Genomic DNA, 14,075 nt, shown 5'->3' with positions numbered 1-14,075 from the left:
GTGCTTATTTTTTTAGTTCACAATCCGATATTTGTTCTATTTCAATATTATGGTTCCTCAGGAACGATATCCCATCATCGTCCGAATATTCATTGATATACACTAGCCTGGAAATTCCCGCCTGCAGAATAAGTTTGCTACATTCTTTGCAGGGTGATAACGTTAAATACAACGTTGCTCCTTTTGCAGATTGTGTAGAAGAGGCTAACTTTAATATCGCGTTAGCTTCTGCGTGCAGTACATACCAGTGTGTTTTTCCACCTTCATCTTCACAGCAATTTTCAAATCCCGAAGGAGTGCCGTTGTAACCATCTGAAATAATCATCCTATCTTTTACGATAAGAGCTCCTACTTGTTTTCGTTTGCAGTAGGAAAGTTTTGCCCATTCGAGAGCCATTTTTAGATAAGCTTTATCAAACTTATTCATACAACGTCATTGTTTTTTTTCGAAATAATTGGATTAATTTTCTTAGAAGTTAGGCTTTCTTTTTTCAATAAAAGCAGAAACTCCTTCTTTTTTATCATCAAGTTCAAAAAGTTCTCCGAAATACTTGATCTCAGTTTCAAAACCTTTCTCCGTATCAGATAAATTCACGGCATTTATTGCCTTTGATATTGCCATCGGTGAGTTGCGGGCAATAACGGTTGCTAATTCTTTAGTTTTTGTTAATAAATCTTCGATAGGGTATACTTCATTTACCAATCCGATCTCTTTGGCTCTTTGAGCGGGGATCATTTTGGCAGAGAAGATCATTTCGTTGGCAAGGCCTTTTCCTACAAGCTTCGGTAATCTTTGAGTTCCTCCGTACCCAGGAATTAATCCTAAAGTAACTTCCGGAAGTCCCAATTTTGCATTTTCCGATGCATATCTGATGTGGCATGCCATGGCAAGCTCTAAACCTCCTCCTAGTGCAAAGCCGTTTACTGCGGCAATTACAGGCTTGGATAGGTTTTCTATTTTATTAAAAAGGAAGTTTTGTCCGTTTCTGGCTAATTCTTCCGCTTTTTCTTGTCCGAAATCACTAAATTCTTTAATATCAGCTCCGGCAACGAAAGATTTTTCTCCGCTTCCGGTAAGAATAATTACTCTGCAAGTGGGGTCAGAATCTAATTCTTCTAACGCTGAACTTATCTCCTGAATTGTCTTTGCATTCAACGCATTTAAACTTTCAGGTCTGTTTATTGTGATTATAGATAATTTATCTTCTTTATTTAATAATATATTCTCGTAACTCATTTTTCACTTTAAAATATTATTCTGTGCAAATTATAAATTTTTTACAAAAAAAAGGAAAAAATCTTACTTTTTTTTCCTTTTAATTGAAAATATCATTCAAATATGCTTATTTGGAATGATTCATCATATTTGCATCAATGTTAACATGTAGTTGCGAAGCCACTTTCATGCCAAGTTCTATGTTTGCTCTAAAAAAATGACACAACTGTCTATTTATAATTTCATCTCTCTTCGGACCATCAATTCCTTTCATACTTCCAACAATGTTGTGAATCAGATTTTCTCTGTCTTCCGAATTCATTGCTTTTGTATATAATAAGCCTGGCTGAGTGTAATGATCATCATCATTTTCGTTTCGATTGTAGCTGGCAACGTGATTGTTGTCCAGTTCATATTCGAAATTTTTATAAGTTGAATCTGCCTTAATATCATCGAAACTGTTCGGATGATAATTTGGTTTGTCCTGATATTGACTCGAATCTGCCATAAAACCATCTCTTTGATAATTATTAACGGCAAATGGACAACGATTTACTTCTAATTGATGAGCATTGACTCCAACTCTGTATCTGTGAGCATCGGGATAAGAAAATAATCTTCCCTGAAGCATTTTGTCCGGAGAAAAACTGATTCCGTCAATTAAATTGCTTGGTGAGAAAGTAGATTGTTCTACGTGAGCGAAATAATTAACCGGAATTTCATTTAATTCCATTTCACCAACTTCAATTAATGGAAAATCTCCCTGGAACCAAACTTTAGTGATGTCAAAAGGATTCCATCTGAAATCTTTTGCCTGATCTTCAGTCATTACCTGAATGTACATCGTCCATTTTGGAAAATCTCCGTTGTCGATCGCATTGCAAAGATCTTCCTGAGCAAAATCCGGATTTTCTCCTGCCATTTTTACGGCATCCTCGTTCGTAAAGTTTTTAACGCCCTGTTTTGTTTTAAAATGAAACTTCACCCAAACTCTTTCATTGTTGGCATTGATCATTGAAAAAGTATGAGATCCAAAACCATGCATATGTCTGAATCCGTGAGGAGTTCCTCTGTCTGACATTAAAATTAAAACCTGATGAAGCGATTCCGGATTCAAGCTCCAGAAATCCCACATCATTGTTGCACTTTTTAAGTTCGTTCTTGGAACCCTTTTTTGAGTATGAATAAAATCGGGGAATTTTTTAGCATCTTTAATAAAGAATACAGGTGTGTTGTTTCCAACTAAATCCCAATTTCCGTCTTCTGTGTAAAATTTTAAAGCAAATCCTCGTGGGTCTCTTGCTGTATCTGCGCTTCCTTTTTCGCCCCCAACTGTAGAGAAACGGGCAAACATTTTGCATGAATTCCCAACTTGTGAGAATAATTTGGCTTTCGTATATTTACTAATATCGTGTGTGATGGTTAATTTTCCATAAGCTCCGGTTCCTTTTGCATGAACAATTCTTTCAGGAATTCTCTCTCTTACAAAATGAGCAAGGTTTTCCTGAAGGATAAAATCCTGTAACAATACAGGACCTCTTGGACCAACCGTTTGTGAATCCTGATGCTCATAATACGGGGCACCACTACTTAATGTTAATTTTTTAGAATCCATATAGTTATGATTTGAATGATTGATTTACTATTTATATACCAATATGTAAAGGTAGTAAATATCAAAATTACTTGAAATTTTGATTGCCAATAACAAAAACATCATATCTTTGTAATAGATAATATTAATCAGATGAACATTCAGCAATTGGAATATCTTATCGCCGTAGATAAGTATAAACACTTTGGTAAAGCAGCTCAAGCCTGCTTCATTACACAGCCTACATTGAGTGCAATGATACAGAAATTTGAAGATGAGCTGGATGTAAAGGTTTTCGACAGAACAACTCACCCGATTCGTACAACGGATGTGGGGTTACAGATCATTGATCAGGCGAAAGTGATAATAGAATCTGTAAATGAACTGAAGAATAAAGCAAACCTTTTAAATAATATTTTAGGAGGAACCATTAATTTGGGAATTATTCCTACTGTTTCTTCATTTATTTTACCAACTGAAATCTTTGCATTCTTGGAAGAGAATCCGAAAATTCAGATGAATGTAAAAGAAATGACGACTGATAATATTATTAAAGCTTTAAAAGCCGGAGAATTGGATGCTGGAATTATTTCTACGCCTTATGATACTGCTGATGAGTTTTATCAGGACTTCTTATTTAATGAAGAATTAATGATCTACAGCTCAAATACTGAAGCTAATAAGAAAAATTCTTATGTTGTTCCGGAAGATTTGAATGTTGAAAAAGTTTGGTTGCTTGAAGAAGGAAACTGTCTGAGAAATCAATTCGAAAACATCTGTCATTTAAAAGAAAATACGCTGAAACCTAAGAACTTAGACTTCTTGGCGTCTAATATTCAGACTTTGGTGCATATGGTTGATAAAGTGGGTGGAATCAGTATTTTACCTGAATTAGCTTTAAGCCAACTTTCTGAAGAACAAAAAGGAAATGTGTTCAGATTCAAGAAACCTTTCCCTTTCAGAGAGATAAGTATTATTTATTATAAGCCAACTTTCAAACAAAAGATTATTGATGAATTATCGAATTCTATCAGATTATCTTTAAAAGAAAAACTAAATTACAACGAAAGCCCAAAAGAATTCGTAAGTATAAAACCACAGTAGTTTATTTTTCTTAAAGATTGATAAATCATTAATTTAAAGAAAATTATAATTAGTAAACAAAAGTTTTGAGTATTAAAAAAATAGTACTTAAATTTGCACTGTTTACGAACGAGGAAAAATTTGACCTGATTGCAACCTCTATAAAAAAAAGCTAAAACAGTATTTCTATTTTGAGCTTTTCTGGCAATTTATTCATATTTTTCTTCGTATATTTTTAATCTAAAAAACAAATAGAAGAAATATGTCTTATTTATTTACATCTGAATCAGTTTCAGAAGGGCACCCAGATAAAATTGCCGATCAGATCTCTGACGCATTAATCGATCATTTTTTAGCATACGATAAAAGCTCGAAAGTAGCTTGTGAAACTCTTGTTACGACAGGACAGGTGGTTTTGGCAGGTGAGGTGAAGTCTGACGCTTATTTAGATGTACAGACTATTGCAAGAGAAGTTATCAACGGAATTGGATATACGAAAGGAGAATACATGTTTAATGGTGATTCTTGTGGAGTTATTTCTGCAATTCACGAGCAGTCTCCGGACATCAACCAAGGTGTTGACAGAGCTGTAAATGACGAATCTTTCGAAGCTAAAGCAAACGCTCAAGGTGCAGGTGACCAAGGAATGATGTTTGGTTATGCAACGAACGAAACGGCAAATTACATGCCTTTGGCTCTAGATCTTGCACACACTATTCTTAAGGAACTTTCTGCGATCAGAAGAGAAGATTCTGAAATCAAATATCTTCGTCCAGATGCAAAAAGCCAAGTTACAATCGAATATTCTGACGATCACAAACCGGTAAGAATTGATTCTATCGTAGTTTCTACTCAGCACGATGATTTTGCTGCTGAAGAAGAAATGTTGAACAAAATCCGTGAAGACATCAAAAATATTTTAATTCCTAGAGTTGTAGCTTTACAAACTGAGGAAATTAAGGCATTATTTAATGATCAGATCAAATATCACATCAACCCAACAGGAAAATTCGTAATCGGAGGTCCTCACGGAGATACAGGTCTTACAGGAAGAAAAATCATCGTTGATACATACGGTGGAAAAGGTGCTCACGGTGGTGGTGCATTCTCTGGAAAAGATCCTTCAAAAGTAGACAGAAGTGCTGCTTATGCAACAAGACACATCGCTAAAAACTTAGTAGCTGCAGGAGTTGCTGACGAAGTTTTGGTACAGGTTTCTTATGCTATCGGTGTTGCTGAACCTTGTGGTTTATACATCAATACTTATGGAACTTCAAAAGTTGCTATTAACGACGGTGAAATTGCTAAAAAAGTGTCTACAATCTTTGATTTAAGACCTTACGCAATCGAACAAAACTTAAAATTGAGAAACCCTATTTATCAGGATACAGCTTCTTACGGACACATGGGAAGAGAGCATTATGTAGCTGATAAAACCTTCAATAAAGGTCACAAGAACGAGTTAACTCTTACAGGATTAGAGTTCTTCACTTGGGAAAAACTAGACAAAGTAGACGAAATTAAAGCTTCTTTCGGGATTTAATTTTTTCTCTAACATAATAAAATGACTGCTTTATCTTTCAGGTAAGGCAGTTTTTTTTAATTTTACAATTAAATAATTTAAAGATGATGAATTTTCGATTCGCAATAACCATTCTATCTGTATTCTTCCTAAGCATTTTTACGAAAGCTCAATACACGGTGCATAAGATGCTTACAGTAGGATATACCTACCAAAACCAGAGTTTTGGAGAACTAGGTGGGAAATTGCTTTTCCTGAAAAATGATGACGTTATTTACAGGCTGGGAGCTTCTGCTTTGATGGGCTCTACTCATTCTGAATTTGCTATAATGCCAAAATTACAGGCCGATGTTTTATTAAACTTTCAAAAAGATGTAGATTTCTATCATTCTTACTATTTTTTAATCGGAGCAGAAGGAACAAACAAGTACGTTGCGCCGAAAATTGGGGTCACTCTTTTCGGAATTTTGGATCTTACGGGAGGTTATGCCTTCCCAATTGGCAATTTAAACGGCAAAGAAATGAAAGGTCTGAATGTTAATTTTACACTAAATATCCCTACTGTATTCATTCATGACATGTTTAAGTGATTTTTTTTAGATTTTTCTTGTAAAAATTTAATAATAGCTTAACAGTTATTAAAAAATTATTATATTTACATCAAGAAAAATTGTACCGCCTATTGATTCTACTTTACTCTAGAAAACTGTTTTGTATTTACAGCTAAAACCAGATTAATTATCTGGAAGAAAGTTTGTCTACAAATTTTTTTATTATTGAGAAGAGTTATGAAATCAAAATCGGATAGTTTATTAATTTCCCTTTACCAGGAAGGAGACGAATCGGCATTATCTACGCTTATTCACCGTCACCAAAGAGAGCTTTTTACATTCATTTTTTATAAAATTAATGATGAGGATCTGGCTAATGATGTTTTTCAGGATACTTTCATGAAAATCATTTTAATGCTGAAAGAAGGCCGTTACAACGAAGAAGGAAAATTCATCCTTTGGGCAAAAAGAATTGCCTACAATCTTATTATAGACCATTTCAGATTAAAATCTAAGAACATCAAAGTTTCAGAAACTACTTTTGAGACCGATGAATATTCTATTTTTGATCTTATCAGAGAGCCATCTGAGAATATTGAAGATCAATTGGTTACCAATCAAATTCAGGAAGACTTATTGAGAATGTTACAATTTCTACCTCAAAATCAACAGGAGGTAATCAAATTAAGATTTTTCGACGGATTAAGCTTCAAAGAAATCGCAGATCATACCGATATGAGCATTAATACCACGTTGGGAAGAGTACGTTATGCGTTAATAAACCTGAGAAAAATCATGGATGAGAATAATATCATCCTTACGAGATAATAATTCTTAAAAATTCTCGTTTTAAGGAAAAACATTTATCGCCTATGAGAAAAAATGATTCCTTAAAAGTGAAAGCTTTGAAACCTAAAAAAGAAACAATTGATTTCTTGCTCAATTTTTCTAAAAATATTGATGTAGTTAAAACCAAGAGTAAGAATTATCCGATCTCTAAAAATTAAAAGTATTAATTTTGTGCTGTATGAAAATTCAGCACATTTTTTTTGATCTCGACAATACGCTTTGGGATCACCGTAAGAACGCCTATCTTACCATCAAAACACTTTTTGAAGCACAGGAAATAACTTTAAAGTATAATATAGATTTTGAAGAATTTCATGCTGTTTATCACAATATCAATGAAAAACTTTGGGAAGATATAAGAGACGGACTCATCGGAAAAGAATATTTACGAGAGCACCGTTTTTATGATACTTTCAAACATTTTGGAGTTGAGAATAAAGAGCTTTCCATGTATTTTGAAGAGCATTTTTTAGATAAAATCCTTAATCATAATGAATTGGTAGAAGGGGCAGAGTATGTTTTGGAATATTTAAAATCTAAACATTACACGCTTCATATAATCTCCAACGGCTTCAAAGAAGTAACTGAAAGAAAATGCATTCTGTCGGGGATTGCTCATTATTTCCATACTATTACAAGTGCCGATTCTGTGGGCGTGAGAAAACCTAATCCTGAAATTTTCGAATATTCTTTAGGCTTATCGAATGCTAAAAAAGAAGAAAGTATTTTAATTGGTGACGATTGGATCGCCGATGTTGTAGGATCACAAAACTTTGGTATTGATGTTATTTTCTTTGATGTTTACAAAGAGAATAAGCAGGAAGAAGGTTTAAAATCAATAACACACCTTTTACAGATTAAAGAATATTTATAAAAAACTGCTTTTGTGATTCATTCCTAATTCTTTCCTAAATTAATGTAGAATTTTGCTTCATAATAACGAACAAACAATTTTATATTATGAAAAAATTAAAAAATATCACAGGAGCATTATCTCTTACTTTCTTATTGATGACGGGCTTTGTCTTTGCACAAGACAGAGCAATAAGCCCCAATCAATTACCAAAAACTGCCAAGAATTTTCTTGCCGCTAATTTTAAAGGAATTGCAGCAAGTTCTGTTATTGAAGACAATGAAATTTTTGGAGTTGATGAATATAAAGTTCATCTAACCAACGGAATGAAAGTTGAATTCGACAGCAAAGGAAACTGGAAAGAAGTCGATGGCGAACATCAAAAAATACCTTATGGATTCATTCCTGCAGCAATAAGAAACTATGTTGCTAAGAGTTTTCCCAATACTCATATCATACAAATAGAAAGAAAAAGCTGGTCATACAAAGCCGAACTTTCTAACGGAATAGATCTTGAATTCGATAAAAACGGAAATTTTAAACGAATTGATGATTAATAACGAAAATTATACACTAACAAGTAAAATTAAAGATATGGTAAATTGGAACATAATGACAGGTAAGGCGATTAGAAAAAATATTCTAAGCTATATTACAAGAAATCACTCCGGAAGTTGGGTAGAATCTATTGAGGAAAAGTACAATGCATATAAAATCAATTTGATGAATGGATTGAGCATTATTTTTGATGCAAACGGACGACATATAAAAACAAACTTTTAAACTTATAAAGTAACCTCCTCAATTCAGGAGGTTTTAATTTTATATATTTGATAGAGCTAAAATGTATTTAAAAATGCAGATATGAAGATTTTAATTATAGAAGATGAGCCGGAATTAAGAAACGTAGTACAAAGTTTTCTCGAAGCAGAACATTTTATAGTAGAATATGCTGATGATTATCAATCAGGGTTAGAAAAGATCATTTCTTACGAATATGACTGTATTTTGTTGGATATTATGCTCCCGGACGGAAACGGAATGGATCTTCTGAAAGAAATTAAAAGCATGCACAAAAAAGATCCGGTAATCATTTTATCTGCGAAAGATTCTGTTGATGATAAAGTGAACGGATTGGAAATTGGAGCAGACGACTACCTCGCAAAACCTTTTCACTTGGCGGAATTAATGGCAAGAATTAAGTCTGTCATCAGACGAAAAAATCAGGATGGTGAAAATACGATTAGCTACAAAAACATTTATATTGATCCAGAAAGTAGAATTGTAAAAATCGATGATAATGAATTGATTCTTAACCGTAAAGAATATGATCTTCTCTATTATTTTGTTATAAATCCTGAAAAAACATTGCAAAAAACTATGCTTGCGGAGGCTATTTGGGGAGATTATATTGATCAGGCAGACAGTTTAGATTTTATTTATTCTCAAATTAAAAATCTACGTAAAAAATTAAAAACACTCAATTCAAAAGCTGATTTTCAGGCTGTTTACGGGATTGGGTATAAATTTATTTAATGAAAGTTTCTCTAAAATATTACACCATAAAGTACCTCATCACGATCTTGTTGTTGATCATTGCTGTTTGGGCTGCGTTGTTTTACGCTTATATTTTAGATGAAGTGTATGATAATGTAGATGATGGCTTAAAAAACAGAAAAATACAAATCATTAAAGCGGTCTATCTTGACGAAAATTTATTAAAGAATAATGAATTTGGTTTTAATGAATTTAAGATAAATCCTATTTCTGCGTCAGAATATAAAGACAAAAACAATCTGTATAATAAAATGTATTATATGGAATATGATGACGAAGAACAGCCCTACCGAGTTCTTACAACCGATTTTATAGATCAGTTTGGAAAGCATCAGCAATTGACCGTCAGAACGTCTACGGTAGAAGAGGATGAGTTGGTGTACGACCTTACAACAGCCCTAATTGTTTTATATCTATTATTGGTTATAAGTATTATTGCTGTTAACGGATTTTTGCTTCATAAAGCGATGCGACCGTTTTATTTAATTTTAGATAAGCTTAAAAAATACCAGTTTGGCGTTTCATCTTTTAATGAACCTCAAAATTATTCCATCAAAGAATTCGAGGAGTTAAATATTGAAATTAATGAAATGATTGAGCGCAATGAACTCGTTTTTCATCAGCAGAAACAGTTTATAGAAAATGCTTCTCATGAACTGCAAACGCCATTGGCAATTGTGATTAATAAAATTGATCTCTCGATTCAGAATGGCGAACTGGATAAGAAAAATCTCAACTTTTTGAATGATGTAAAAAATGATCTCAGAAGAATGGCGGGATTGAATAAATCATTGTTAATGCTTTCTAAGATTGAAAATAATCAGTTTAATAAAATATCCTACGTCAATTTTAATGTATTGATCAATGATCTGGTGAAAAGCTATGAAGATTTTATTGAGTATAAAAAGATCGATATCAATGTAGTAGAAAAAGAAGTTTTTGAAGCAACTTTTGATCCAGATCTGGCCAATATTCTTTTATCTAATTTGCTTAAAAACGCAGTAAAATATAATAACCAAAACGGAATTATCAATATTATCATCGAAAAAGAAAAACTGATATTTCAAAATACGGGTTCAGGAATTCCTCTGGATAAATCTCAAATCTTTAATCGTTTTTATAAACAAGGTTCAGATCAGGGATCTACAGGATTGGGACTTTCTATTATTAAGACTATTATAAAGCAATATCCGCTCTGGAATATTGCGTATGAGTTTGATGATGGGATGCATTATTTTATTCTTTCGAAAAATTAAAATTACAAAAAACAAAAGCCTTTCAACATGAAAGGCTTTCTTATATTTAAAAAAGTTTGAATTAAATTCCTAAACTTTCTCTTACTCTTTTGATGGTTTCAGTAGCGATTACTCTTGTTTTTCCTGCACCTTCCTGAAGTTTTGTTTCTAATTCATCAAGATTATTCATGTAGTAAGAGAACAACTCTCTTTCTTTTTCGAATCTCACTAAAATCAAGTCCAGAAGTTCTTTTTTTGCGTGTCCGTAACCAAAGTTTCCAGCTAAATATTTAGCTCTTAATTCTTCGGTTTGTTCAGGCGTTGCAACCAATTGATAAATCGCAAATGTTTTATCTGTTTCCGGATCTTTAGGCTCTTCTAATGATTTTGAATCTGACTCAATGCTCATCACCTGCTTTTTCAATTCCTTTTCAGGTAAGAAAATATTGATGATGTTTCCTCTTGATTTAGACATTTTGTGACCATCAACTCCCGGAACATATTTTGTATCTTCCTGAAGTTCAGATTGAGGTAAAACGAAGACTTCACCCATCTGATTATTAAATCTTGAAGCTACATCACGGGCAATTTCCAAGTGCTGAAGCTGATCTTTTCCTACAGGTACAATCTCTGCATCATACAGTAAAATATCGGCAGCCATCAAAATAGGGTAGGTAAACAAACCTGCGTTTACGTCCTGTAATCTGTCTGCTTTATCTTTAAATGAATGCGCTAAAGTCAATCTCTGATAAGGAAAAAAACATGATAAATGCCAAGATAGTTCACAGGTTTCAGGGATGTCACTCTGTCTGTAAAAGAATGTTTTTTCGGTATCTAGTCCACAAGCAAGCCAAGCCGCAGCTATTTCGTAGGTGTTTTGTTTCAATTCTTTCGCGTCTTTTATCTGCGTTAATGAATGCAGATTTGCGATGAATAAAAATGATTCATTTCCTTCCTGTTTTGATAGCTCAATAGCAGGAATAATTGCACCCAACAAGTTTCCAAGGTGTGGTGTTCCGGTGGCTTGTATGCCGGTAAGAATTCTTGACATTTGTTTAAATTATTTATAAAAATTAATGAATTGCAAATTTATGGATTTCTCCCACAGATTACACAGATCTATACAGATATTTATTTCTAGTGTTGGAAAATATCAATAGGAGCGGACTTTAGTCCGCTTTCATAAACGAATAATCTATTGGCTTTAGCCAAAACTTAAATCTTACGTAAACACAATCATCTGTGAAAATTTATATAATCTGTGGGAAAATAAAGAAAATTAAGGAATCAAAATCTTCTCTCCTCCAAATTTCGGTTCAACTCCAAAAATAAGATCCCAATAGGCTTTTGCTTTAGCCAGATATTCTCTCATATTAGTTTTAAAACCTGCATATTTATTAACATCTTTAGCATTGTAGCCGTAAGCTTCAATTCCATTTTTCTTGGCTAAAAACACAGCTCTTTCGTTGTGAAACTTTTGTGAAATAATAATCAGTTTTGTTTGTCCAAATATTTCTTTAGCCCTAACAACAGAATCCAATGTTCTGAAACCTGCATGATCCAAGAAAATCCTGTCTTGTGGAATTCCGTATTTCATTAAGGTTAATAACATATCTTCTGGCTCGTTGTAATCTTTTGTGCTGTTGTCTCCGCTTACGATGATGTATTTGATTTTTCCGCTTTTATAAAGATCTATTGCAGCTTGTATTCTATTGTAGAAATAAGCGTTGGGAAGTCCGCTGTTTAAATTTTTACTTGTTCCTAAAAGTAAAGCTGTTTTTGTTTCGGGAACATCAGCGATATTATAGGATACGGACGCATCACTTTCTTTTTTGATGCTATAATTCGCCCAAGCGATAAAAATAAATCCTGCAACAATAAGAAGCAGGAATATTTTAAATGTAGTTTTTATTAGTTTTTTCATCGAGTGTAAAATCTTTTAAAATTCCAGACCGTTCGGAAAAGCTTTTTTTCTGAAAACCAGTAATAAAACTGCTCCTACTGTAATGGCTGAATCTGCAACATTGAAAATATATTTGAAAAATTCAAGGTGTTTTCCTCCGATTAGTGGTACACTTTCAGGAACGTTCCAGTCTACCAATGGGAAGTGAAGCATATCAACAACGCAACCTCTCATAAATGTAGAATAACCTTGTCCGATAGGCACTAGCTTAGAAATTCCTCCATAACCAATCCATCGGTCGATGCTTGGATCGTATACAGTTCCGCTGTCGAAAATTAATCCGTAAAACATTCCGTCGATAAGATTTCCTATTGCTCCTGCAAAAATAACTGCCATCGGAATAATAAGATAGTTGGATGCTCCTTGTTGTAACCACTTTTTGAACATATAAACCATTCCTCCAATCAAGAATACTCTTAGGATAACAAGGAAGTATTTACCGATAACTCCACCAAAGTGAAGTCCGTAAGCCATTCCTGGGTTTTCTACAAAAGTAAGTTTGAAGCCAGGTAAAACGGAAACGCTATCATCTAGATTGAAATGCGTTTTTACATAAATTTTCGAAGCCTGATCTATTAATAAAATAAGAAATGTGATAAGCGCAATCTTCTTCATTACAATCCTTTTGGTTTATAAGGTTTTCCTATTTTCTCATTTTTCTTACCAATCACTTTCTTAATCGTCTTAGTGTTGTGATGCATCTTCGTATGGAATTTCTCGAACTCGATGTTCATATCTTTTAAAACACTTTTCAGCGCATTCAATTCCATTGCATTTTTAGTGTGTACTATTATAGACTCCATTTTTCTTAATTTAAATATTTACTTTTTAGACAATTCGTCTAATCTTTTTCTGTCTTTAGCAGACAAATCCTTGACTCCGTTTTTGCCCATTTTGCTTAAAAGGTGGTCAATTTCTTTTTCCCTGTCGCGTTTATTAGAATTAAATTCATCATCAATCGTATAGTTTCTGTGTTTTTCGGGAAAGAAACTGTTTTTGATCCAATCTCTATTAAAAAATCCTAAAACTACAATAAGAATGACCCCTAAAATTAACAATTCGTTCATGGATATAAATTAAAAATTAGGTTTATAAAGTATTTCATGAAATACGATATAAACCCAAATTTATTTTACAAACCTTACGGTTATTTCTGCATATTTTTCGCTTCGATGCTTAAAGTAGCATGAGGAACTGCCAATAATCTTTCTTTAGGAATCAGCTTTCCTGTTACTCGGCAAACACCGTACGTTTTATTCTCAATTCTGATTAAAGCATTCTTAAGATCGCGCACGAATTTTTCTTGTCTTCCTGCTAAAATAGAGTTTTGTTCTTTACTTAATGTCTCGGCTCCTTCTTCAAAAGCTTTGAAAGTTGGCGAAGTATCATCTGTCCCATTATTCTGGTCGTTGATGAAGCTTTCTCTGATCAGCTGTAAATCTCTTTCAGCTTTCTCTATTTTTTCTTTAATGATCGCTTTAAACTCTTGTAAATCAGAATCATTATATCTTACTCTTTCGTCTGACATGTTCTTTTCTCTTTTTTAATAAAATTATGAAATGGAATTTGAAAAACAATAACTATATGTTAATTTTTTTCAACATTTATCTTAAATTTAACCTCATCTATTTCGATTTCGTTAAAATTTGGAA

General features: G+C 33.1%; 18 protein-coding genes. 9 read left to right on the top strand and 9 right to left on the bottom strand.

Going from position 1 to position 14,075, the window contains the following annotated elements; translation table 11 throughout:
* Positions 1 to 4: 4 nt before the first annotated feature.
* From AC1Q7L_RS06325 to AC1Q7L_RS06315, 3 genes are all read right to left on the bottom strand, one after another.
* Entirely contained in the window at positions 5 to 427 is a 423-nt protein-coding gene (locus AC1Q7L_RS06325; RefSeq protein WP_410692059.1) for a deoxycytidylate deaminase, read from the bottom strand.
* Between the two features lie 42 nt (positions 428 to 469).
* On the bottom strand, positions 470 to 1,237 hold the full coding sequence (locus tag AC1Q7L_RS06320; protein ID WP_492304753.1) for an enoyl-CoA hydratase/isomerase family protein: 768 nt from the start codon (positions 1,235 to 1,237) through the stop codon (positions 470 to 472).
* Between the two features lie 106 nt (positions 1,238 to 1,343).
* Positions 1,344 to 2,831 carry a catalase gene (locus AC1Q7L_RS06315; RefSeq protein ID WP_492304752.1) on the bottom strand — a complete coding sequence of 496 codons (1,488 nt, stop codon included), beginning with the start codon at positions 2,829 to 2,831 and terminating at the stop codon, positions 1,344 to 1,346.
* A 132-nt stretch (positions 2,832 to 2,963) separates the two neighbouring features.
* Here AC1Q7L_RS06315 and AC1Q7L_RS06310 point away from each other — a divergent pair, with 132 nt between their 5' ends.
* From AC1Q7L_RS06310 to AC1Q7L_RS06270, 9 genes are all read left to right on the top strand, one after another.
* Complete coding sequence (locus tag AC1Q7L_RS06310; RefSeq protein ID WP_072411265.1) at positions 2,964 to 3,914, top strand: LysR substrate-binding domain-containing protein; 951 nt, start codon at positions 2,964 to 2,966, stop codon at positions 3,912 to 3,914.
* Between the two features lie 241 nt (positions 3,915 to 4,155).
* Complete coding sequence (gene metK / locus AC1Q7L_RS06305) at positions 4,156 to 5,436, top strand: methionine adenosyltransferase (protein WP_066754489.1); 1,281 nt, start codon at positions 4,156 to 4,158, stop codon at positions 5,434 to 5,436.
* A gap of 83 nt (positions 5,437 to 5,519) precedes the next feature.
* Positions 5,520 to 6,005 carry a hypothetical protein gene (locus AC1Q7L_RS06300; RefSeq protein WP_410692062.1) on the top strand — a complete coding sequence of 162 codons (486 nt, stop codon included), beginning with the start codon at positions 5,520 to 5,522 and terminating at the stop codon, positions 6,003 to 6,005.
* 198 nt (positions 6,006 to 6,203) lie between these two features.
* Entirely contained in the window at positions 6,204 to 6,794 is a 591-nt protein-coding gene (locus AC1Q7L_RS06295; RefSeq protein ID WP_066754491.1) for an RNA polymerase sigma factor, read from the top strand.
* A gap of 199 nt (positions 6,795 to 6,993) precedes the next feature.
* On the top strand, positions 6,994 to 7,689 hold the full coding sequence (locus AC1Q7L_RS06290) for a YjjG family noncanonical pyrimidine nucleotidase (RefSeq protein WP_492304751.1): 696 nt from the start codon (positions 6,994 to 6,996) through the stop codon (positions 7,687 to 7,689).
* Positions 7,690 to 7,775: 86 nt separating this feature from the next.
* Positions 7,776 to 8,225: a PepSY-like domain-containing protein gene (locus AC1Q7L_RS06285; RefSeq protein ID WP_492304750.1), complete on the top strand. Its 450-nt coding sequence runs from the start codon at positions 7,776 to 7,778 to the stop codon at positions 8,223 to 8,225.
* A 37-nt stretch (positions 8,226 to 8,262) separates the two neighbouring features.
* On the top strand, positions 8,263 to 8,451 hold the full coding sequence (locus tag AC1Q7L_RS06280) for a hypothetical protein (RefSeq protein WP_492304749.1): 189 nt from the start codon (positions 8,263 to 8,265) through the stop codon (positions 8,449 to 8,451).
* A gap of 81 nt (positions 8,452 to 8,532) precedes the next feature.
* A complete protein-coding gene (locus tag AC1Q7L_RS06275; protein ID WP_492304748.1) occupies positions 8,533 to 9,204 on the top strand; it encodes a response regulator transcription factor in 672 nt (223 codons plus the stop codon).
* Complete coding sequence (locus tag AC1Q7L_RS06270) at positions 9,204 to 10,481, top strand: sensor histidine kinase (RefSeq protein ID WP_492304747.1); 1,278 nt, start codon at positions 9,204 to 9,206, stop codon at positions 10,479 to 10,481. Before AC1Q7L_RS06275 ends, AC1Q7L_RS06270 begins: the two co-directional genes overlap by 1 nt.
* Positions 10,482 to 10,542: 61 nt before the next feature.
* On the opposite strand, the gene trpS is transcribed toward AC1Q7L_RS06270, so the two are convergent.
* The 6 genes from trpS to AC1Q7L_RS06240 all read right to left on the bottom strand — a co-directional run bounded on the left by trpS (position 10,543) and on the right by AC1Q7L_RS06240 (position 13,951).
* Positions 10,543 to 11,511 carry a tryptophan--tRNA ligase gene (trpS, locus tag AC1Q7L_RS06265; RefSeq protein ID WP_492304746.1) on the bottom strand — a complete coding sequence of 323 codons (969 nt, stop codon included), beginning with the start codon at positions 11,509 to 11,511 and terminating at the stop codon, positions 10,543 to 10,545.
* A 228-nt stretch (positions 11,512 to 11,739) separates the two neighbouring features.
* On the bottom strand, positions 11,740 to 12,384 hold the full coding sequence (locus AC1Q7L_RS06260; RefSeq protein WP_492304745.1) for a SanA/YdcF family protein: 645 nt from the start codon (positions 12,382 to 12,384) through the stop codon (positions 11,740 to 11,742).
* Positions 12,385 to 12,399: 15 nt separating this feature from the next.
* Positions 12,400 to 13,038, bottom strand: coding sequence for a lipoprotein signal peptidase (locus AC1Q7L_RS06255; protein ID WP_410692071.1), 639 nt, complete (start codon positions 13,036 to 13,038; stop codon positions 12,400 to 12,402).
* Positions 13,038 to 13,226 (bottom strand): DUF2683 family protein, encoded by a 189-nt coding sequence (locus tag AC1Q7L_RS06250; RefSeq protein ID WP_054512790.1) that lies wholly within the window; start codon positions 13,224 to 13,226, stop codon positions 13,038 to 13,040. The genes AC1Q7L_RS06255 and AC1Q7L_RS06250 overlap by 1 nt, the downstream gene beginning before the upstream one ends.
* 18 nt (positions 13,227 to 13,244) lie before the next feature.
* Entirely contained in the window at positions 13,245 to 13,490 is a 246-nt protein-coding gene (locus tag AC1Q7L_RS06245) for a DUF6576 domain-containing protein (RefSeq protein ID WP_492304744.1), read from the bottom strand.
* Positions 13,491 to 13,570: 80 nt separating this feature from the next.
* Positions 13,571 to 13,951: a TraR/DksA family transcriptional regulator gene (locus AC1Q7L_RS06240; RefSeq protein WP_066754506.1), complete on the bottom strand. Its 381-nt coding sequence runs from the start codon at positions 13,949 to 13,951 to the stop codon at positions 13,571 to 13,573.
* Between the last annotated feature and the right edge of the window lie 124 nt (positions 13,952 to 14,075).

The organism is Chryseobacterium sp. GW823-FHT05E08 (genome assembly GCF_058795655.1).
The sequence above is the reverse complement of the archived record's forward strand: the minus strand, read 5'-3'. Positions and strand labels throughout refer to the sequence as shown.

Coding starts and splice junctions, on each gene's coding strand:
- AC1Q7L_RS06325 (WP_410692059.1), bottom strand. CDS start 427: ATGAATAAGTTTGATAAAGCTTATCTAAAAATGGCTCTCGAATGGGCA.
- AC1Q7L_RS06320 (WP_492304753.1), bottom strand. CDS start 1,237: ATGAGTTACGAGAATATATTATTAAATAAAGAAGATAAATTATCTATA.
- AC1Q7L_RS06315 (WP_492304752.1), bottom strand. CDS start 2,831: ATGGATTCTAAAAAATTAACATTAAGTAGTGGTGCCCCGTATTATGAG.
- AC1Q7L_RS06310 (WP_072411265.1), top strand. CDS start 2,964: ATGAACATTCAGCAATTGGAATATCTTATCGCCGTAGATAAGTATAAA.
- metK (WP_066754489.1), top strand. CDS start 4,156: ATGTCTTATTTATTTACATCTGAATCAGTTTCAGAAGGGCACCCAGAT.
- AC1Q7L_RS06300 (WP_410692062.1), top strand. CDS start 5,520: ATGATGAATTTTCGATTCGCAATAACCATTCTATCTGTATTCTTCCTA.
- AC1Q7L_RS06295 (WP_066754491.1), top strand. CDS start 6,204: ATGAAATCAAAATCGGATAGTTTATTAATTTCCCTTTACCAGGAAGGA.
- AC1Q7L_RS06290 (WP_492304751.1), top strand. CDS start 6,994: ATGAAAATTCAGCACATTTTTTTTGATCTCGACAATACGCTTTGGGAT.
- AC1Q7L_RS06285 (WP_492304750.1), top strand. CDS start 7,776: ATGAAAAAATTAAAAAATATCACAGGAGCATTATCTCTTACTTTCTTA.
- AC1Q7L_RS06280 (WP_492304749.1), top strand. CDS start 8,263: ATGGTAAATTGGAACATAATGACAGGTAAGGCGATTAGAAAAAATATT.
- AC1Q7L_RS06275 (WP_492304748.1), top strand. CDS start 8,533: ATGAAGATTTTAATTATAGAAGATGAGCCGGAATTAAGAAACGTAGTA.
- AC1Q7L_RS06270 (WP_492304747.1), top strand. CDS start 9,204: ATGAAAGTTTCTCTAAAATATTACACCATAAAGTACCTCATCACGATC.
- trpS (WP_492304746.1), bottom strand. CDS start 11,511: ATGTCAAGAATTCTTACCGGCATACAAGCCACCGGAACACCACACCTT.
- AC1Q7L_RS06260 (WP_492304745.1), bottom strand. CDS start 12,384: ATGAAAAAACTAATAAAAACTACATTTAAAATATTCCTGCTTCTTATT.
- AC1Q7L_RS06255 (WP_410692071.1), bottom strand. CDS start 13,038: ATGAAGAAGATTGCGCTTATCACATTTCTTATTTTATTAATAGATCAG.
- AC1Q7L_RS06250 (WP_054512790.1), bottom strand. CDS start 13,226: ATGGAGTCTATAATAGTACACACTAAAAATGCAATGGAATTGAATGCG.
- AC1Q7L_RS06245 (WP_492304744.1), bottom strand. CDS start 13,490: ATGAACGAATTGTTAATTTTAGGGGTCATTCTTATTGTAGTTTTAGGA.
- AC1Q7L_RS06240 (WP_066754506.1), bottom strand. CDS start 13,951: ATGTCAGACGAAAGAGTAAGATATAATGATTCTGATTTACAAGAGTTT.